At 59.8% G+C, this 19,219-nt stretch carries 15 protein-coding genes; 11 read left to right on the top strand and 4 right to left on the bottom strand.

Annotated features, from left to right (window positions below; genetic code table 11):
• Positions 1 to 5: 5 nt before the first annotated feature.
• Positions 6 to 1,070 (top strand): class II fructose-bisphosphate aldolase, encoded by a 1,065-nt coding sequence (fba, locus tag AC0IXS_RS12510; protein WP_004880227.1) that lies wholly within the window; start codon positions 6 to 8, stop codon positions 1,068 to 1,070.
• A gap of 380 nt (positions 1,071 to 1,450) precedes the next feature.
• On the opposite strand, the gene AC0IXS_RS12505 is transcribed toward fba, so the two are convergent.
• Both AC0IXS_RS12505 and AC0IXS_RS12500 read right to left on the bottom strand, forming a co-directional pair.
• Complete coding sequence (locus AC0IXS_RS12505; protein ID WP_004880226.1) at positions 1,451 to 1,870, bottom strand: DUF3010 family protein; 420 nt, start codon at positions 1,868 to 1,870, stop codon at positions 1,451 to 1,453.
• 54 nt (positions 1,871 to 1,924) lie between these two features.
• On the bottom strand, positions 1,925 to 2,335 hold the full coding sequence (locus AC0IXS_RS12500) for a lysozyme inhibitor LprI family protein (protein ID WP_029244139.1): 411 nt from the start codon (positions 2,333 to 2,335) through the stop codon (positions 1,925 to 1,927).
• Positions 2,336 to 2,562: 227 nt separating this feature from the next.
• Between AC0IXS_RS12500 and AC0IXS_RS12495 the strand changes: the two genes are divergently transcribed.
• The 6 genes from AC0IXS_RS12495 (at position 2,563) to etfB (ending at position 10,527) form a co-directional block, all read left to right on the top strand.
• On the top strand, positions 2,563 to 3,540 hold the full coding sequence (locus tag AC0IXS_RS12495) for a dipeptidase (protein ID WP_025993273.1): 978 nt from the start codon (positions 2,563 to 2,565) through the stop codon (positions 3,538 to 3,540).
• Positions 3,541 to 3,623: 83 nt separating this feature from the next.
• Positions 3,624 to 4,154, top strand: coding sequence for a DUF5943 domain-containing protein (locus AC0IXS_RS12490; protein ID WP_122668113.1), 531 nt, complete (start codon positions 3,624 to 3,626; stop codon positions 4,152 to 4,154).
• A 15-nt stretch (positions 4,155 to 4,169) separates the two neighbouring features.
• The gene (dgcA, locus tag AC0IXS_RS12485) at positions 4,170 to 6,230 is read left to right on the top strand and encodes a dimethylglycine demethylation protein DgcA (protein WP_471824752.1); all 2,061 of its coding nucleotides are present in this window, start codon (positions 4,170 to 4,172) and stop codon (positions 6,228 to 6,230) included.
• Between the two features lie 316 nt (positions 6,231 to 6,546).
• Positions 6,547 to 8,511: a dimethylglycine demethylation protein DgcB gene (dgcB, locus tag AC0IXS_RS12480; RefSeq protein WP_057408682.1), complete on the top strand. Its 1,965-nt coding sequence runs from the start codon at positions 6,547 to 6,549 to the stop codon at positions 8,509 to 8,511.
• The gene (gene etfA, locus AC0IXS_RS12475) at positions 8,511 to 9,731 is read left to right on the top strand and encodes an electron transfer flavoprotein subunit alpha (protein ID WP_349350850.1); all 1,221 of its coding nucleotides are present in this window, start codon (positions 8,511 to 8,513) and stop codon (positions 9,729 to 9,731) included. The genes dgcB and etfA overlap by 1 nt, the downstream gene beginning before the upstream one ends.
• A complete protein-coding gene (gene etfB, locus AC0IXS_RS12470) occupies positions 9,721 to 10,527 on the top strand; it encodes an electron transfer flavoprotein subunit beta (RefSeq protein WP_471824750.1) in 807 nt (268 codons plus the stop codon). Before etfA ends, etfB begins: the two co-directional genes overlap by 11 nt.
• Before the next feature lie 689 nt (positions 10,528 to 11,216).
• Here etfB and gbcA read toward each other — a convergent pair.
• Positions 11,217 to 12,515, bottom strand: a complete 1,299-nt coding sequence (gene gbcA, locus AC0IXS_RS12465; protein WP_025993279.1) for a glycine-betaine demethylase subunit GbcA — start codon at positions 12,513 to 12,515, stop codon at positions 11,217 to 11,219.
• A 311-nt stretch (positions 12,516 to 12,826) separates the two neighbouring features.
• Between gbcA and gbcB the strand changes: the two genes are divergently transcribed.
• Entirely contained in the window at positions 12,827 to 13,927 is a 1,101-nt protein-coding gene (gene gbcB, locus AC0IXS_RS12460; protein WP_025993280.1) for a glycine-betaine demethylase subunit GbcB, read from the top strand.
• A 19-nt stretch (positions 13,928 to 13,946) separates the two neighbouring features.
• Here the strand turns inward: gbcB and AC0IXS_RS12455 are convergent, their stop codons facing one another.
• Positions 13,947 to 14,987, bottom strand: a complete 1,041-nt coding sequence (locus tag AC0IXS_RS12455) for a threonine aldolase family protein (RefSeq protein WP_057407991.1) — start codon at positions 14,985 to 14,987, stop codon at positions 13,947 to 13,949.
• A 96-nt stretch (positions 14,988 to 15,083) separates the two neighbouring features.
• On the opposite strand from AC0IXS_RS12455, the gene AC0IXS_RS12450 reads away from it, so the two are divergent.
• The 3 genes from AC0IXS_RS12450 to glyA all read left to right on the top strand — a co-directional run bounded on the left by AC0IXS_RS12450 (position 15,084) and on the right by glyA (position 19,208).
• Positions 15,084 to 15,830 carry a TraX family protein gene (locus tag AC0IXS_RS12450; protein ID WP_471824747.1) on the top strand — a complete coding sequence of 249 codons (747 nt, stop codon included), beginning with the start codon at positions 15,084 to 15,086 and terminating at the stop codon, positions 15,828 to 15,830.
• A 163-nt stretch (positions 15,831 to 15,993) separates the two neighbouring features.
• Positions 15,994 to 17,211: an alanine transaminase gene (gene alaC, locus AC0IXS_RS12445; protein ID WP_004880202.1), complete on the top strand. Its 1,218-nt coding sequence runs from the start codon at positions 15,994 to 15,996 to the stop codon at positions 17,209 to 17,211.
• A gap of 743 nt (positions 17,212 to 17,954) precedes the next feature.
• Complete coding sequence (gene glyA, locus AC0IXS_RS12440; RefSeq protein WP_029244125.1) at positions 17,955 to 19,208, top strand: serine hydroxymethyltransferase; 1,254 nt, start codon at positions 17,955 to 17,957, stop codon at positions 19,206 to 19,208.
• The last annotated feature ends 11 nt before the right edge of the window (positions 19,209 to 19,219 follow it).

Genomic DNA, 19,219 nt, shown 5'->3' with positions numbered 1-19,219 from the left:
AGACAATGGCACTTATCAGCATGCGCCAGATGTTGGACCACGCAGCCGAGTTCGGCTACGGCGTTCCAGCTTTCAACGTAAACAACCTGGAACAAATGCGCGCCATTATGGAAGCGGCCGACAAGACCGACTCCCCGGTGATCGTTCAGGCTTCGGCCGGCGCCCGCAAATACGCCGGTGCCCCGTTCCTGCGTCACCTGATCCTCGCGGCAATCGAAGAGTTCCCGCACATCCCGGTGGTCATGCACCAGGACCACGGCACCAGCCCTGACATCTGCCAGCGCTCGATCCAGCTGGGCTTCAGCTCGGTGATGATGGACGGCTCGCTGAAGGAAGACGGCAAGTCCCCGGCCGATTACGAATACAACGTTGACGTGACCCGTCGCGTGGTGGCCTTCGCTCACGCCTGTGGCGTGTCCGTGGAAGGCGAGCTGGGCGTTCTGGGCTCGCTGGAAACCGGTATGGCCGGTGAAGAAGACGGCGTTGGCGCCGAAGGCATTCTGGATCACAGCCAGATGCTGACTGACCCGGAAGAAGCCGCTGACTTCGTGAAGAAGACTCAGGTCGATGCCTTGGCCATCGCCATCGGCACCAGCCATGGCGCTTACAAGTTCACCAAGCCGCCTACCGGCGACATTCTGGCGATCGAGCGCATCAAAGAGATCCACAAGCGCATTCCGAACACTCACCTTGTGATGCACGGTTCCTCTTCCGTACCTCAGGAATGGCTGAAAATCATCAACGAATACGGCGGCGACATCAAAGAGACGTACGGTGTGCCGGTCGAAGAAATCGTTGAAGGCATCAAGCACGGCGTGCGCAAGGTCAACATCGACACCGACCTGCGTCTGGCGTCTACCGGTGCTATCCGCGAGTTCATGGCCAAGAACCGCAGCGAGTTCGATCCGCGCAAATACCTGGCCAAGACCGTTGTTGCCATGCGTGACGTCTGCATCGCCCGCTACGAAGCCTTCGGCACCGCTGGCAACGCCTCGAAGATCAAACCGATCTCGCTGGACGCCATGTTCGAACGCTACGCCCGTGGCGAGCTGGATGCCAAGATCAACTAAATTGATCGAGCATTGAAAAAACCCGCAGCGATGCGGGTTTTTTTGTGCCTGTCCGTAGCCGATGGCGCCGCTGGAATGTGACATGCCCACGCGGAGCACTCAGCGTTATACACAAGTCTGCCTCAATACTGATCGTGCCCATCGCTCCGCGTGGGCATGCCTCCCGTGACGCTCCGCGTCACAAATGGCACAGACTGCGGACTCAGTGAGCCGAGCGCATGACCTGGATAACGCTGGAGCTTGGACACACATCTGCGCCACATTCGAGAGCGGACGCGGAGCGTCCTGGGAGGCATTCCCACGCAGAGCGTAGGAACGATCATCATCGCATTCCTCCAGGAGCATGGGCACGATCGGTGTGCGTGAGATCCACGGGTTCCCTACGCTGACTTCATCAATCCCGCACACGCTGTCTTGTAAGCCTCGTGCTGATACTTGTTCAGCGTATCGGGCAGGGCGAAGGCGTGTTTCTTGTTCTGGGCGTTGATGGTTTGCGGGGAAACGAGCGTCACGTCGCAGTCGGCCAGCAACTGGAATACCGTCTCGATCTTGAACGTGGTCGGGCCGCCTGCGAATTCGCCTTTCTTGCTGCGCTTCTTGATCGCGACATGGCTGATGCCATTCTCGCGCACGAAGCTGGCGATCTGAGTGGCGAAGGCTTTGACGTTGGCAGACTCGTCGTCATCTTCCAGCGCAATCTTTTTGGTCGCCAGTGGCAGGTGTGCGATGCCGCCTTGCTGACGCGTGGCCAGAGCAAAGATGGCTTCACTGCCTTTGATTTCTACACCGCAAATAATCATGAGAAAACCTGATGAAGTGATTCATAAAAGAAACAGGTTATCTCATCGCTGGCGTTATTCCTGTGCAATCGACTCCAGATACTCCGACCGCTCGTCACTCATGCGAGCCACGCAGTCGTTCTCACTGATAGTGAAAGCCTTGCTGCCTGCAGCAGACGGAAACACTTCGACAGCGCAATCCGCATCGCGCAGCTTTTCCCAGGCGGCCTGAGCGGTCTTGAGCTTGCTGGTGAAGTCGTTGAATTGCGTCTTGTTGGCGACGAACTGCGACTGGACCCGCTGGAGCAGGTTCTGGAAGTTTTCCTTGAGCAGCTCTTCAGCCGTATGGCGGCTGTAGGCCGAGCATTCCAGGGTCTGATTATCGCTGTCCACGCCGTCGCACGGCGTGCTGTCCGGATTCTGAGCAGCATGCGCGCCTGTCACGGCCGTGGCCATCAAGGCCAGGGTCAGGAAAATCGTTCTCATTGAGTCGCTCCGATCCATTGATGTAACGAATTCTGTCCTAACCGCGTGACAATGAACAGGTTTACGACAGGGTGTGACGAAGTGCTGTCACCCTTTGTCGTTTCTTGACGCTTTCGGCAAGCCCCTTGTCGTTTTTGCACCCGGCTCGGCCAACCCTCCGGCATATGCTGACCCCATTAGCGCCGACAGCCGATTCGGTGCGCAAGAACCTGAATGGGGACAGCCTGATGAGCCCAGCCGAACTGCACGCCGACAGCATCGTTATTGACGGGCTGATCATCGCCAAGTGGAACCGTGAACTGTTTGAAGACATGCGCAAGGGCGGCCTGACCATGGCCAACTGCACCGTGTCGGTATGGGAAGGCTTTCAGGCCACCATCGACAGCATCTGCACCAGCCTGAAACTGATGCGCGAAAACAGTGATCTGGTGATGCCGGTCCACACCACCGCCGACATCCGCAAGGCCAAGGAACTGGGCAAGACCGGCATCCTTTTCGGCTTCCAGAACGCCCATGCCTATGAAGACCAGATCGGCTACGTCGAGATCTTCAAGAAGCTCGGCGTCGGCATCGTACAGATGTGCTACAACACCCAGAATCTGGTCGGCACCGGCTGCTACGAGCGTGATGGCGGGCTGTCGGGCTTCGGCCGCGAGATCGTCGCCGAGATGAACCGCGTCGGCGTGATGTGCGACCTGTCCCACGTCGGCTCCAAGACCTCCGAAGAAGTCATCCTCGAATCGAAAAAGCCGGTCTGCTACTCCCATTGCCTGCCGTCAGGCCTTAAGGAACACCCGCGCAACAAATCCGATGCCGAACTAAAGTTCATTGCCGACCATGGCGGCTTCGTGGGCGTGACCATGTTCGCGCCGTTTCTGGCCAAGGGCATCGAGTCGACCATCGACGACTACGCTGAAGCCATCGAGTACGTGATGAACATCGTCGGCGAAGACGCCATCGGCATCGGCACCGATTTCACCCAGGGTCACGGCCAGGACTTCTTCGAGTACCTGACCCACGACAAGGGCTACGCCCGCCGCCTGACCAACTTCGGCAAGATCATCAACCCGCTGGGCATCCGTACCGTGGGCGAGTTTCCCAATCTGACCGAAACCCTGCTCAAGCGCGGCCATCCAGAGCGCGTGGTGCGCAAGATCATGGGCGAGAACTGGGTCAACGTTCTGGCCGACGTCTGGGGCGAATAAGCCGCCTGTTACACCTGAACCTATACACGCCCACGGCCTTCGTTGCGGTGGGTGTAACCCGAATCATCTGGAGTTTGTTCCCCATGGCCAAAATAGCCCCGCAACTGCCCATCGAAGTCGACAGCGAAACCGGTGTCTGGACCTCCGATGCACTGCCGATGCTCTACGTGCCTCGCCACTTTTTCGTCAACAACCACATGGGCATCGAGGAAGTGCTGGGCGCCGATGCCTACGCCGAGATTCTCTACAAGGCGGGCTACAAATCGGCCTGGTACTGGTGTGAGAAAGAAGCCGAATGCCACGGCATCGAGGGCGTCGCCGTGTTCGAGCACTACATGAAACGCCTGTCGCAGCGCGGTTGGGGCCTGTTCAAGATTCAGGACATCGACCTCGACAAAGGCACGGCCAGCGTCAAGCTCGAACACTCCTGCTTCGTATACGTCTACGGCAAGGTCGGTCGCAAGGTCGACTACATGTTCACCGGCTGGTTCGCAGGTGCCATGGATCAGATCCTGGCCGCCAGCGGCAGCTCGATCCGCACAGTGGCCGAGCAGGTCTACGGTGGTTCGGAAGAAGGTCATGACGACGGACTCTTTGTCGTCAAGCCGCTGTAAATCGAGGATCGCGTTATGGCTTTCGAAGCGATGTTCCAGCCGATCCAGATCGGCAAGCTCACCATCCGCAACCGCGTGCTCAGCACGGCGCATGCCGAGGTCTATGCCACCGATGGCGGCATGACCACCGACCGTTACGTGAAGTATTACGAAGAGAAAGCCAAGGGTGGGATCGGCCTGGCCATCTGCGGCGGTTCGTCCAGTGTTGCGATCGACAGTCCGCAAGGCTGGTGGAAATCGGTCAACCTGGCCACCGACCGGATCATTCCGCACTTCCAGAATTTGGCCGACGCCATGCACAAGCATGGCGCCAAGATCATGATCCAGATTACTCACATGGGACGCCGCTCTCGCTGGGATGGCGATCACTGGCCTACCCTGCTGTCGCCGTCGGGCATTCGCGAGCCGGTGCACCGCGCCACCTGCAAGACCATCGAGCCCGAGGAAATCTGGCGCGTGATCGGTAACTACGCCAGCGCCGCAGCACGTGCCAAGGCCGGTGGGCTGGACGGCGTGGAGCTGTCGGCTGTGCACCAGCACATGATCGATCAGTTCTGGAGTCCGCGCGTGAACAAGCGTACGGACGAGTGGGGCGGCAGCTTCGAAAACCGCATGCGCTTCGGTCTGGAAGTGATCAAGGCTGTGCGCAAGGAAGTCGGTCCCGACTTCTGCGTGGGCCTGCGCATCTGCGGCGACGAATTTCACCCTGATGGCCTGAGCCATGAGGACATGAAACAGATCGCCAGTTACTACGACGACACCGGCATGATCGATTTCATCGGTGTGGTGGGTTCAGGTTGTGACACCCACAACACCCTGGCCAACGTGATCCCCAACATGAGTTATCCACCGGAGCCGTTTCTGCACCTGGCGGCCGGTATCAAGGAAGTGGTCAAGGCGCCTGTACTGCATGCGCAGAACATCAAGGACCCGAACCAGGCCACGCGCATTCTGGAAGGCGGCTATGTCGACATGGTCGGCATGACCCGTGCGCACATTGCCGATCCGCACCTGATCGCCAAGATCAAGATGGGCCAGATCGATCAGATCAAACAGTGCGTGGGTGCCAACTACTGCATCGACCGCCAGTACCAGGGGCTGGACGTGCTGTGCATCCAGAACGCAGCCACGTCGCGTGAATACATGGGTGTGCCGCACATCATCGAAAAATCCACCGGGCCGAAACGCAAGGTGGTGATCGTCGGTGCCGGGCCTGCTGGAATGGAAGCAGCACGGGTATCTGCCGAACGTGGACACGACGTGACGCTGTTCGAGAAAAAGGAATTCATTGGCGGACAGATCACCACGGCTTCGAAAGCGCCGCAGCGTGACCAGATTGCCGGTATCACCCGCTGGTTCCAGCTGGAGCTGGCACGCCTGAAAGTCGATCTGCGCCTGGGCACCGCTGCCGACGCGGCGACCATCCTCGACCTGCGGCCCGACATCGTGGTGTTGGCGGTGGGCGGTCATCCGTTTCTGGAGCAGAACAAGCACTGGGGCGCGGCCGAAGGTCTGGTGGTCAGCAGTTGGGACGTGCTGGACGGCAAGGTTGCGCCGGGCAAGAACGTGCTGGTCTACGACACCATCTGCGAATTCACCGGTATGTCCGTGGCCGACTTCCTGGCCGACAAGGGCTGTCAGGTCGAGATCGTCACCGACGACATCAAGCCGGGCGTAGCCATTGGCGGTACGTCGTTCCCGACCTACTACCGCAGCATGTACCCCAAGGAAGTGATCATGACCGGCGACATGATGCTGGAAAAGGTCTATCGCGAGGGCGACAAGCTGGTGGCGGTGCTGGAGAACGAATACACCGGGGCCAAGGAAGAGCGGGTGGTCGATCAGGTGGTGGTGGAGAACGGCGTGCGTCCGGACGAGGCGATTTACTACGCGCTCAAGGAAGGTTCGCGCAACAAGGGCCAGATCGACATCGATGCCTTGTTTGCCATTCAGCCGCAGCCTTCGCTGAGTGAGCCGGGCGACGGTTACCTGCTGTTCCGGATCGGCGACTGCGTGGCACAGCGCAACACCCACGCAGCGATCTACGACGGCTTGCGCCTTTGTAAGGACTTTTAAGAAACCCTTTCCAGTGGGAGCGGGCGTGTCGGCGAAAATGCGGTTTCAGACGTAGCCTCTTTATCGTCTGCCCTGGCTTCTTCGCGGACAAGCCCGCTCTTATCAAACAACCTGTAAGCCACTGAAGAAACGAGGTTTTGTGGGGGCGGACTTGTCCGCGAAAAGGCCGGTACATCCGACGCATATGCAGTGGCTGAAATACTGCATTCGCGGACAAACGGAACGCCGCCCGGTCCGCTCCCACTGAGTTTGCCGCGCGACAGCGCTACGTCGAAGACGTGGTGTTGCCGCCCACACGGTCCGGAGCCGAGCCAACATGTTGAACACCCTTCTTCCCATCCTGCTGTTCACCGCGCTGGCCCTTGCGGCGCTCGGCGCATTGCGGCGGGTCAAAATGTGGCGCAACGGCCGGGCCGCGAAGGTCGACTGGCTGGGCGGGCTGCTGGCCATGCCCAGGCGCTACATGGTCGATCTGCACCACGTGGTCGCCCGCGACAAATACATTGCCAATACCCACGTTGCCACGGCGGGCGGTGCTGTCGCGTCGATTATCCTGGCGATTCTGGTGCACGGTTTCGGCTTGCATAACCGCCTGCTCGGCTACGCGTTACTGCTGATGACCGCCGTGATGTTCGTCGGGGCCATCTTCGTTTACCGCCGACGTCTGAATCCGCCCGCGCGTCTGTCCAAAGGTCCGTGGATGCGTCTGCCAAAAAGTCTCATGGCGTTTGCCGCGAGCTTTTTCATCGTCACGCTGCCGGTGGCAGGCATTCTTCCCGAGCATTTCGGCGGCTGGGTGCTGGTCGCGATTCTGGGACTGGGCGTGCTGTGGGGCGTGAGCGAACTGTTCTTCGGCATGACCTGGGGCGGCCCGATGAAACACGCTTTCGCCGGTGCGCTGCACCTGGCCTGGCACCGTCGCGCCGAGCGCTTCGGCGGCGGTCGCTCCACGGGTCTCAAACCTCTGGACCTGAATGATCCGACCGCGCCACTCGGTGTTGAAAAACCCGAGGATTTCACCTGGAACCAGCTGTTGGGCTTCGACGCCTGCGTGCAGTGTGGTAAATGCGAAGCCGCGTGCCCGGCATTTGCCGCAGGCCAGCCGCTCAACCCAAAGAAATTGATTCAGGACATGGTCGTGGGTCTGGCGGGCGGCACCGATGCACATTTTGCAGGCAGCCCGTATCCGTCGCTCGATGGTAAAGGCAAGCCGATTGGCGAGCACGGCGGACATCCGCATCAGCCCATCGTCAACGGTTTGGTGGATGCCGAGACACTCTGGTCGTGCACCACCTGCCGCGCCTGCGTCGAGGAATGCCCGATGATGATCGAGCACGTCGATGCCATCGTCGACATGCGCCGTCACCTGACCCTGGAAAAAGGCGCGACGCCGAACAAGGGCGCCGAAGTGCTGGAGAACCTGATCGCCACCGACAATCCGGGCGGTTTCGCACCGGGTGGTCGCATGAACTGGGCGGCGGATCTGAACCTGAATCTGCTCAGCGAGAAAAAGACCGTGGACGTCCTGTTCTGGGTCGGCGATGGCGCGTTCGACATGCGCAACCAGCGGACGTTGCGAGCCTTCGTCAAAGTTCTGAAAGCAGCCAGAGTCGACTTCGCCGTGCTGGGGCTGGAAGAGCGCGACAGTGGTGATGTGGCGCGTCGTCTGGGCGATGAGGCCACCTTCCAGATGCTGGCCCGACGCAACATTCAGACGCTGGCCAGGTACAGCTTCAAGCGCATCGTGACCTGCGACCCGCACAGCTTCCACGTGCTCAAAAACGAATACGGCGCGTTTGGCGGCGACTATCAGGTACAGCATCACAGCACGTATATGGCCGAGCTGATTCAGAGCGGATCCGTAAGAGTGGGTCAGCACAAAGGCACCAGCGTGACGTATCACGATCCCTGTTATCTGGGCCGCTACAACGGCGAATACGAAGCGCCCCGCGACGTACTGCGTGCGCTGGGTATCGAGATCAGGGAAATGCAGCGTTCCGGCTTCCGCTCACGTTGTTGCGGAGGCGGTGGCGGTGCGCCGATCACTGACATTCCCGGCAGGCAGCGTATCCCGGATATGCGCATGGACGACATTCGGGAGACAGGCGCCGAACTGGTGGCGGTCGGTTGTCCACAATGTACCGCGATGCTCGAAGGCGTGGTCGAGCCTCGACCATTGATCAAGGACATCGCCGAACTGGTGGCCGATGCGCTGCTGGAAGACGACGTTATCCCCAGCAAGCCTGTTCCGGCAAAACGTGAACCTGCGGAGGTGCACTGATGAGCGACATTATCCGCCGCGACCCCCGCGCCGAGTGGATCGCCCGCAACCGGCTGCATCCGCTGCACGCGGCGATGCAACCTGCACAAACCAGCTGGATGGGGCCTAACGGCCTGATGCGCAAGACTGTGCATGGGCTGGGCTTCATCGGCCCAAACGGTATCAAGCGGATCGACCGCAGCGGTGCGCAGCAGGGTGGTGCAGTCAAGCGCTCGGCCGCCACTGAAGTGCAGTTGCCGTTGCATCAGGTTGTTGATCCAGCGTTCTACATTTGCGTGGTTCCCGACATGGTCGGCGGCCGCCTGAGCAGCCATGACCGCGACCTGCTGGGTCTGGCCCGTCAGTTGGCGGGCACGGACGGTGCCGTGCTGGCCGTGGTGTTCGGCGAGCACAAGGAAACTTCATTCGAGACAGCGGGCGTGGACCGCCTGCTGGTTATGGATGGCACACAATTCAGCGGTTATTCACCTGAGCAGCGCGTGCAGGGGCTGCGTGCTGTGGATAACCAGTTCAACCCTCGCCACTGGTTGCTGCCCGACAGCCGCACCGGTGGCGGCGAACTCGGTCGTCGGTTTGCGGCCAGTATTGGCGAGCGCCCGGCGACTCGTGTCTGGCAGGTCAAGGATGAGCACTGCATTGGCAGGGCCGGGGCAGGGCGCGAAGATCTGATTCGGCCTGTCGCGAGGCTGATTCTGGCGGCGGCTGAATGTGCAGAACCCGTAAGCGAAACCCGACATGAGGCATCACCCGTTGAGTTATCCACAACGGTGGCCCGCAGCTTGTCCCGTATCGAGGACCTGGGAGCGGTGACAGTCGATCCTGCAGTTATCCCCATGGCAGAGGCCGAATTCATTCTGTCCGGCGGTAATGGGGTGAAAGACTGGGCCTTGTTCCACCGCACTGCGATGGCCCTGGGCGCTACCGAAGGTGCTTCACGTGTGGCTGTAGACGATGGATTCATGGGCCGCGAGCGGCAGGTCGGCGCCAGCGGCACCTGGGTCACGGCGCGTGTCTACGTGGCAGTAGGCATCTCGGGTGCCATCCAGCATTTGCAGGGTATTGGTGCTTGCGACAAGGTCGTTGCCATCAACCTTGATGCAGGCTGTGACATGGTCAAGCGGGCCGATCTGTCCGTCATCGGCGAAAGCGCGGCCATTCTCGACGCGCTGATCGCTGCAGTCGAAGCCTGGCGCAACGGGGAGAAACGAGATGCGGCCTGATCAAAACAACGTGGCAGTGGATAAGTCAGGCGTGCAGATCATCAGTTTGGTGTCCATCGGCGCTCACCCGACTTCAGGCCGTGCGCGCCGCGCTGAGCAGGACGCACGAGCCGTCGAGTTGGGGATGCAGCTGGTTGGGGATAACTTGCACGTGCTCCACGCGGGCGATGCACAGGAGCCCGCCTTGCGCGCTTATCTGGGCATGGGGCTGAGCGAGCTGCACGTGCTGGAGCAGCCGCAAGGCGCCGATGCACTTGGCGTGCTCACGGACTATATTCGTGACTCTTCCGCACAGGTGGTGTTGACCGGCAGTCAGGCAGAAACCGGCGAAGGCTCAGGCATGTTGCCGTTCCTGCTGGCTGAAAGACTGGGCTGGCCGCTGGTTACTGGCCTTGCCGAGGTCGAGTCGCTGGATAACGGCACTGCGCTGGTGCTGCAGGCGCTGCCTCGTGGCCAGCGTCGTCGTCTCAAGGTGCGCCTCCCGTTCCTCGCCACTGTGGATAACGCTGCGCCCAAACCGCGTCAAAGCGCTTACGGCCCCGCGCAACGCGGTGTGCTCGGTGTGGAAGACGTCGAAGTGATCAACGACGAGTTACTCACAGGCCAGCCGCTGCAACCCGCCAAGCCACGTCCCAAACGCTTGAAAGTCATCAAGGCCAAAAGCGGCGCTGATCGCATGAAAGCGGCGACCGCCAAGGCCAGTGGCGGCGGTGGGCAAGTGCTGAAAGGCGTGAGCCCTGAAGAAGGCGCTGCAGCCATTCTCAAGCTGTTGATAGAAGAGGGTGTGGTTCGATGACGTGTGCGGCTGACTTACACACATTCCCTGTGAGTTCGCCTGTGGATAAGGTGTTCGCGGCTTGCTGAACTCCTTGCCAGCCGTGGCCTGCAGCGGTCTGATTAAATATTGATCAAGCTAAGTGGCGGTTTTTACTGGCTTTTCGATGTGGATAAAAAGATCACACGTCAGTATCTGTTCAGATAACTGCCCACAATCTCTGTTGGCGTCTCTGTGGACAAGTTGTTCGTGATCGGCTGTAAGCCTTTAAAAACGGGCTGTCTGAGGTTTCGTACAAAAAACGATCAATCGCACTCCTGTCGGTTTCCAAGAGCATCATAAGTGCCTGAAATGGACGTCCAGGATGGTTTTCCACAACCGGCTGCTTAATGAGCCAGAGTTGTACCCAAACTCTGTTGGCGCTTCTGTGGATAACGTGTTCGTGACCCCTTGAAAGCCAGACGATATGAGGTCTGTGGCGTTTTGATCAAAAAACGTACAGGCAACGGATTTATAGCGTCTTTTAAATAAGTCACGGTTTTTAATGATTTTTCTGAGGGGCTGGAACGTTGTTCACACGGGCCCTGTGCGCCGTTTTGTGGATAAGTTGTGAGTAGGTATGACTGCGCTGCGTCTTTAACACAATAAAGGGAGAGGGAACATTGACCGGCGAGGTCCGCCGACCAATGTTCCTGGGAATGGCAACGGGATTATTCGTGATTGACCGCAACACCCTTTAAATAAGGCGCAGGCTCGGCGCCAAGATTCTCCAGCATGCGCGAGCTGTACCAGTCGACGAAGTTGACCACGCCGAACTCGTAGGTTTTCGAGTAAGGACCTGGCTGATAGGCCGTCGAGTTGATACCGCGCTGGTTTTCTTCGGCCAGACGACGGTCCTGGTCGTTGGTGGCGTCCCACACCTGACGCATGCGTTCCACGTCGTAATCCACGCCTTCGACGGCGTCCTTGTGGACGATCCACTTGGTGGTGACCATGGTTTCCTGTGCGCTGATCGGCCACACGGTGAACACGATGATGTGATCGCCCATGCAGTGGTTCCAGGAGTGCGGCAAATGCAGGATGCGCATCGAGCCCAGATCCGGGTTCTGGATGCGGCCCATCAGTTTCTTGCAGCCGACTTTGCCGTCCATGGTCATCGACACGGTGCCCTTGAGCAGTGGCATGCGCACGATGCGGTTACGCAGGCCAAAGCTGGCGTGGGCGTAAGGGATCTTCTCTGCATCCCAGGCAGCGGCGGAGGCGGCTACATGGTCCTTGAAGGCCTGGTCGGCACGCGGGTCGGTCACGTCGTCCCATTCCAGCAGGGTCTTGAGCAGTTCCGGGTGCGAGGCGTTGCAGTGGTAGCACTCGCGGTTGTTTTCGAGCACCAGCTTCCAGTTGGCCTTCTCCATCAAGGTGGTCTGCACCGCCACCTTGGTGTTCTCCATGTCGTAGGGTTCCATGTAGTGACGCAGGGTCGACAGGAACTCGTCGATGGCCGGCGGGTTTTCCGCCAGGCTGATGAAAATGTAACCGCCTGCGGTTTTCACGTTCACCGGCTTCAGGCCGAACTGCGTCATGTCGAAGTCGGCACCCATCTCGCTGCCTGCGTATAACAGGCGGCCATCCAGCTCGTAGGTCCATTGGTGATAGTGGCAGACCAGCTTGGCCACCTTGCCTTTCTCGGCGGTGCACAGACGCGAGCCCCGGTGACGGCAGACGTTATGGAACGCATTGACCGCTCCATCCGGGCCGCGCACGACCAGAATCGGATTCTTGCCGATCTGCAGCGTCAGGTAGTTGCCCTTGGCCGGGATTTCACAGGTCATCCCCGCAATCAGCCATTCCTTCTGGAAAATCTCCTGCATATCGATTTCAAACAGCCGTTCATCACTGTAGAAAGGCTGCGGCAACGAATACGTGCGTTCACGATTCTGCAGCATATCGGCAGTGGCCTTGCGTGCAGGTTCCAGCAGGTCGCCCAGGCTCAGGGTTGCGGTGACGTCCATCGTTAAAATCCCTCATGACCGCGTCTGAAGGCGGCCTGCGAATGTGGCTGATACGGTTGTTGTAGCGCTGCACGCAGGGCGACGGATCAGTCGTCCTTGCTTGATTGCCCTTGGTGGCGAGTGTGGAGGTGGGCGTTCGACGAACCTTATCCATGCGCGACATGGCCGAATCCGTTCCCGACGCGAAACACCTTGTCTTTGCGGGCTGGTCGCCGTAAGTACGTGAATGTCGTTGATGGATAAGTGACAGCGCCTTCTGTTAAGCAGAATCCGCACCATAAGAGGCCGACAGTCGGCCGTGGAGATCGTGTATGTCCCAAAGTTTCCTCAGCCCGGTCACGACCCAGACATGGGCCAACGGGCGCCACCTGGTACGAGTCGTCAAAGTCATCCAGGAAACCTGGGATGTACGCACGTTCTGCTTCATGGCCGACCAGCCGATCCTGTTCTTTTTCAAGCCCGGGCAGTTCGTGACCCTGGAGCTGGAAATCGACGGCGTGCCGATCATGCGCTCCTACACCATCTCCAGCTCGCCATCGGTGCCTTACAGCTTCTCGATCACCGTCAAGCGCGTGCCGGGCGGCAAGGTCTCCAATTACCTGCACGATACGTTGCATGAAGGTCAGGAGCTGGCGGTGCACGGGCCGGTCGGTCTGTTCAACGCCATCGACTTTCCCAACCCCAGGATTCTGTACCTCAGTGGCGGCGTCGGCATCACGCCGGTGATGTCCATGGCGCGCTGGTTCTACGACACCAACGCCAACGTCGACATGGTGTTCGTGCACAGCGCCCGTTCGCCCAAGGACATCATCTACCACCGCGAGCTGGAGCACATGGCGTCGCGGATCGACAACTTCAGCCTGCACCTGGTCTGTGAAAAACACGGACTCGGCGAACCATGGGCCGGCTATCGCGGCTACCTGAATCAGAAAATGCTCGAGCTGATGGCCCCGGACTTCATGGACCGCGAGGTGTTCTGCTGCGGGCCTACGCCCTACATGTCAGCGGTCAAACGTCTGTTGCAGGAAAACGGCTTCAACATGGCGCAATACCATGAGGAATCCTTTGGTGCTACGCCGCCGGAAGCCCGCGCCGACGCGGTCGAGCAGGCCGAGATCGCTGCCGATGCGCCAGACGTCGATATTGCCGATCTGCATCAGGTCGAGTTCACCGACACTGGCAAGAGCATTCGGGTTGGGCCAGGTGAGACCGTCCACGCCGCCGCCGCCAAGCTGGGTCTTATGATCCCCAAAGCCTGTGGCATGGGGATCTGCGGGACCTGCAAGGTGATGAAAATCAGCGGCGAAGTGGAGATGGAGCACAACGGCGGCATCACCGACGACGACGTTGCAGAAGGCTACATCCTGTCCTGCTGCAGCGTGCCGAAAGGGGACGTGCGAATCGAATATTGAGGTCTGCGCGGGATGCAGGTCAGCCCTGCATCACCAGCCGAATGTCGGCAGCCAGTTCACGAACGCGTGCTTCCTCGGTGTCCCACGAGCACATGAAGCGTGCGCCGCCGTTGCCGATGAAGGTGTAGAAGCGCCAGCCTTTGGCCGTCAGTGCTGCGATGGCCGCTTCGGACAGCTGCAGGAACACGCCGTTGGCCTCTACCGGGAACATCAGGTCCACGCCGGGAATATCCTTGACCAGATCCGCCAGCAGCTGTGCGCAGCGGTTGGCGTGACGGGCGTGTTTGAGCCACGCGTCGTTTTCCAGCAAGCCGACCCACGGCGCTGACAGAAAGCGCATCTTCGACGCCAGTTGCCCGGCCTGCTTGCAGCGGTAATCGAAATCTTCGGCCAGGTCATGGTTGAAGAACAGAATCGCCTCGCCCACCGCCATGCCGTTTTTGGTGCCGCCGAAACACAGCACGTCAACGCCCGACTTCCAGGTCAGTTCAGCTGGCGAGCAGTCCAGAAAGGCGCAGGCGTTGGAGAAGCGCGCGCCGTCCATATGCAAATGCAGACCCAGTTCCTTGCAGGTCGCGCTGATCGCCTTGAGTTCTTCGGGTTGATAGACGCCGCCCACTTCAGTGGCCTGAGTGAGGGTCACCACCCGAGGTTTGGGGTAATGAATGTCCTGACGCTTGAGCGCCACTTCACGGATCGATTCAGGGGTCAGCTTGCCGCCTGCGCTGCGGGCAGTCAGCAGCTTGGAGCCGTTGGAAAAGAACTCCGGCGCGCCGCATTCATCGGTTTCGACGTGAGCCGTTTCCGAGCAGATGACACTGTGGTAACTCTGGCACAGCGATGACAGCGCCAGCGAGTTGGCCGCTGTTCCGTTGAACGCGAAAAACACTTCGCAGTCGGTTTCGAACAGACGGCGGAAATCATCCGACGCCCGCGCAGTCCATTGATCGTCACCGTAGGCTCGTTGATGACCCTTGTTCGCCTGTTCCATCGCTGCCCATGCTTCGGGGCAGATACCGGAATAGTTGTCACTGGCGAACTGTTGGCTTTGGTCTGTCATGGCCGATTCCTTATGGGCTTATCCTGCGCACTGTATCGAAAAACCGGTGTCGCGGTCATGTATTGCCTGCTCGACTCTTTACCTGTCAGGAGTGATATGGATCTTTCCAACCCGCCTTTTCTGCCGGGACGCAACAAGGCGCTGGACCTGCTCAAGTGGCTGGCGATGCTGAGCATGGTGCTCGATCATCTGCGCTACGTGGGCTGGTCGATCAACGAGCTGTACGTGCCGGGGCGTTTTGCCTTTCCGTTTTTCTGTCTGGCCATTGCCGTCAATCTTTCACGACGCAGCGCAGCGGTGGTCGCTGCGCGTGTGCAATGGCGGTATCTCTTGTGGTTGCTGGCCTTCGCCGCGCTGTCGGAGATTCCCTATCGTCTGTTCATGGCTGATGCCACGGTGCTTAACGTCATGCCGACCCTGCTGCTCGGCCTGCTGATTGCGCAGGGCTGGCAGCAGCAGACGCCCGTGACGCGGGTGATGGCGCTTGTCGCGTTGCTGCTTGGGGTGATGTTTCAGAAATACCTGATGTTTGGAATGGCCGGCGTGTTGTTGCCGCTGGTGTTTGTTCTGGTGCTGAACAGATCGCTTGGGTATGCGGTTTTTCCGGCGGTTTTCTGCGTGGCGGGCAATGCCTGGCCCGAGATGTTTGCCGGTGCGGCGTGGGGTGATCCGATTTCCATCGGGTCGCTGATTGCCTGTTTGATTGCGCCGGTATTGGGCCTTGCGCTGCTGCGCACCAGGCCGCGATTCAGGGTCATGCCGATGCGGCGCTGGGCGTATGCGATCTACCCGCTGCATTTTCTGGCGTTGCTGGGGTTGCGTGAAGTGTTGCGGGTGGTCTGAGCCTGCATACTGATCCGAACCTGGGCGCAGGAATACGACGATGATCGCTCCCACTCATCGCTATAGACAAAACGCCAGCACTGCATTTATCTTCCGCAGCAGGCCGCCTCATGTGGCCAACGTCGCTCGGACGGTTCCGGGCGCTTACGTCTGCGAGATTCTCATGGCTGACCAAGGTTCGCCGCGCCGCTTTGCGCGCATCGATCGACTCCCCCCTTACGTGTTCAACATCACCGCCGAGCTGAAGATGGCTGCCCGTCGTCGTGGTGAGGACATTATCGACTTGAGCATGGGCAACCCCGACGGGGCTACGCCGCCGCACATCGTCGAAAAACTGGTTACCGTCGCCCAACGTGAAGACACTCACGGCTACTCGACTTCGCGTGGCATTCCGCGTCTGCGTCGGGCGATTTCCAACTGGTACAAGAAGCGCTACGAGGTCGACATCGATCCCGAGAGCGAAGCCATTGTCACCATCGGCTCCAAGGAGGGCCTGGCGCATCTGATGCTCGCGACGCTCGATCAGGGCGATACCGTGCTGGTGCCCAACCCCAGTTATCCGATCCACATCTACGGTGCGGTGATTGCAGGCGCTCAGGTGCGCTCGGTGCCACTCGTGCCGGGTGTGGATTTCTTCGCCGAGCTTGAGAAGGCCATTCGTGGCTCGATTCCCAAGCCGAAGATGATGATCCTGGGTTTTCCGTCCAACCCTACCGCGCAGTGCGTAGAACTGGACTTCTTTGAGCGCGTGGTGGCGCTGGCCAAGCAATATGACGTGCTGGTGGTTCACGATCTGGCCTATGCCGACATCGTCTATGACGGCTGGAAAGCACCATCGATCATGCAGGTTCCCGGCGCCAAGGACATTGCGGTTGAGTTCTTCACCCTGTCCAAGAGCTACAACATGGCGGGTTGGCGGATCGGTTTCATGGTCGGCAATCCCGAACTGGTCAACGCCCTGGCGCGGATCAAGAGCTACCACGACTACGGCACCTTCACGCCGCTGCAGGTCGCAGCCATTGCGGCACTGGAAGGCGATCAGCAATGCGTGCTCGACATCGCCGAGCAGTATCGCCAGCGTCGCAACGTGCTGGTCAAAGGCCTGCATGAACTGGGCTGGATGGTCGAGAACCCCAAGGCATCGATGTACGTGTGGGCGAAGATTCCCGAAGCTTACGCGCACCTGGGTTCGCTGGAGTTTGCCAAGAAGCTGCTGCTTGAAGCCAAGGTGTGTGTCTCGCCCGGCGTCGGGTTTGGTGAGTACGGCGACGATCACGTGCGTTTCGCGCTGATCGAGAACCAGGACCGCATTCGCCAGGCCGTGCGCGGTATTCGTACGATGTTCCGGGCGGACGGATTTGTGTCGGGCAAGGCGGTCTGATTGCGACACGGCTGAACAGGAATCCCTCGAGTGAACTCGGGGGATTTTTTTTGCCCTGGCGAATTGATCGTGCCCACGCGACATTCCGTGCGTCCGTCTGGACGTAGAGCGTCCAGTGAGGCATTCCCACGCGGAGCACTCATCGTTATACACAAGTCCGCCTCGACACTGATCGTGCCCATCGCTCCGCGTGGGCATGCATCCCGTGACGCTCCGCGTCACATATGGCACAGACTGTGGATTCAGTGAGCCGAGCGCACGTCTCAATTCACCTTTTCGCCCCTCGGCGACTCACTTTGACGGAGCAAAGTAAGCAAACTCCTTCGCTCCGGTTCCGGCCCCGGCTTCGCCGGGGTTCCTTCGTCCTGACACTGATTCGGGGGTCGCTGCAAATGGGCCATCCATGGCCCAGTGCAGCTCAATCGGCATCCATGCCGATTGCCCCCCGAATCAGCGCCAGGACTCAGCCTTCACCCACGTCGCAATCGGCGGTGTCCGCACTATCGCGCAAAAAAAGCACGGCAGTGCCGCTGTCTCGCTGGATAGCCAGATGACTTGTGTATAACGATGAGCGCCGAGCATGAGAACGGTCAGGTACATCCAGCGCCAATGTCGTAAACGCACCTTTGTGTGGCGTCCGTAGGCATCTGGTCGCTTGGCGTCGGCCATACCATCGCTGGCAAGGGGCAATCCACATGCCCGACCGATAAGACAGGCGCCGCGCCGCCGCTGGGAGAACCGCGATGTTCAGCAAGCAAGACCAGATCCAGGGTTATGACGACGCACTGTTGGCGGCGATGAATGCCGAGGAGCAGCGTCAGGAAGACCATATCGAGCTGATCGCCTCGGAGAACTACACCAGCAAGCGCGTGATGCAGGCCCAGGGCAGCGGTCTGACCAACAAGTATGCTGAAGGTTATCCCGGCAAGCGCTACTACGGCGGTTGCGAGCACGTCGACAAGGTCGAGCAACTGGCCATCGAACGCGCCAAACAGCTGTTCGGTGCCGGTTACGCCAACGTCCAGCCGCACTCCGGCAGTCAGGCCAACGCCGCTGTGTATCTGGCATTGCTGCAGGCGGGCGATACTGTGCTGGGCATGAGCCTGGCCCATGGCGGTCACCTGACCCACGGTGCCAAAGTCAGTTTCTCCGGCAAGCTGTACAACGCCGTGCAGTACGGCATCGACACCAACACCGGCCTGATCGACTACGACGAAGTCGAACGTATCGCGCTGGAGAGCAAACCGAAGATGATCATTGCCGGTTTCTCGGCCTACTCCAAGACGCTGGATTTTCCGCGTTTCCGTGAAATCGCCGACAAGGTCGGTGCCTATCTGTTCGTGGACATGGCCCACGTTGCCGGTCTGGTCGCCGCAGGTCTGTACCCGAACCCGCTGCCGTACGCTGATGTGGTCACCACCACGACCCACAAGACCCTGCGCGGTCCGCGGGGCGGGTTGATTCTGGCCAGGGCCAACGAAGAGCTGGAAAAGAAATTCAACTCTGCCGTGTTCCCCGGTGGTCAGGGCGGCCCGCTGATGCACGTCATCGCCGCCAAGGCCGTGTGCTTCAAGGAAGCCATGGAGCCAGGTTTCAAGGCCTATCAACAGCAAGTGATCGACAACGCCCAGGCCATGGCGCAGGTGTTCATCGATCGCGGCTTCGATGTGGTTTCCGGCGGCACCGATAACCACCTGTTTCTGGTCAGCCTGATCCGTCAGGGCCTGACCGGTAAGGACGCCGACGCCGCGCTGGGTCGTGCGCACATCACCGTCAACAAGAACTCGGTACCGAACGATCCGCAGTCGCCGTTCGTGACGTCAGGTCTGCGCATCGGCACACCGGCTGTCACCACGCGCGGTTTCAAGGTCACTCAGTGCATCGAATTGGCAGGCTGGATCTGCGACATCCTCGACAATCTCGGCGATGCCGATGTCGAGGCCAATGTGGCAGGTCAGGTCGCCGCACTGTGTGCCGATTTTCCGGTTTATCGCTGAGTCAGGAGTAG

Source organism: Pseudomonas sp. AC016, from assembly GCF_979253365.1.
The sequence above is the reverse complement of the archived record's forward strand: the minus strand, read 5'-3'. Positions and strand labels throughout refer to the sequence as shown.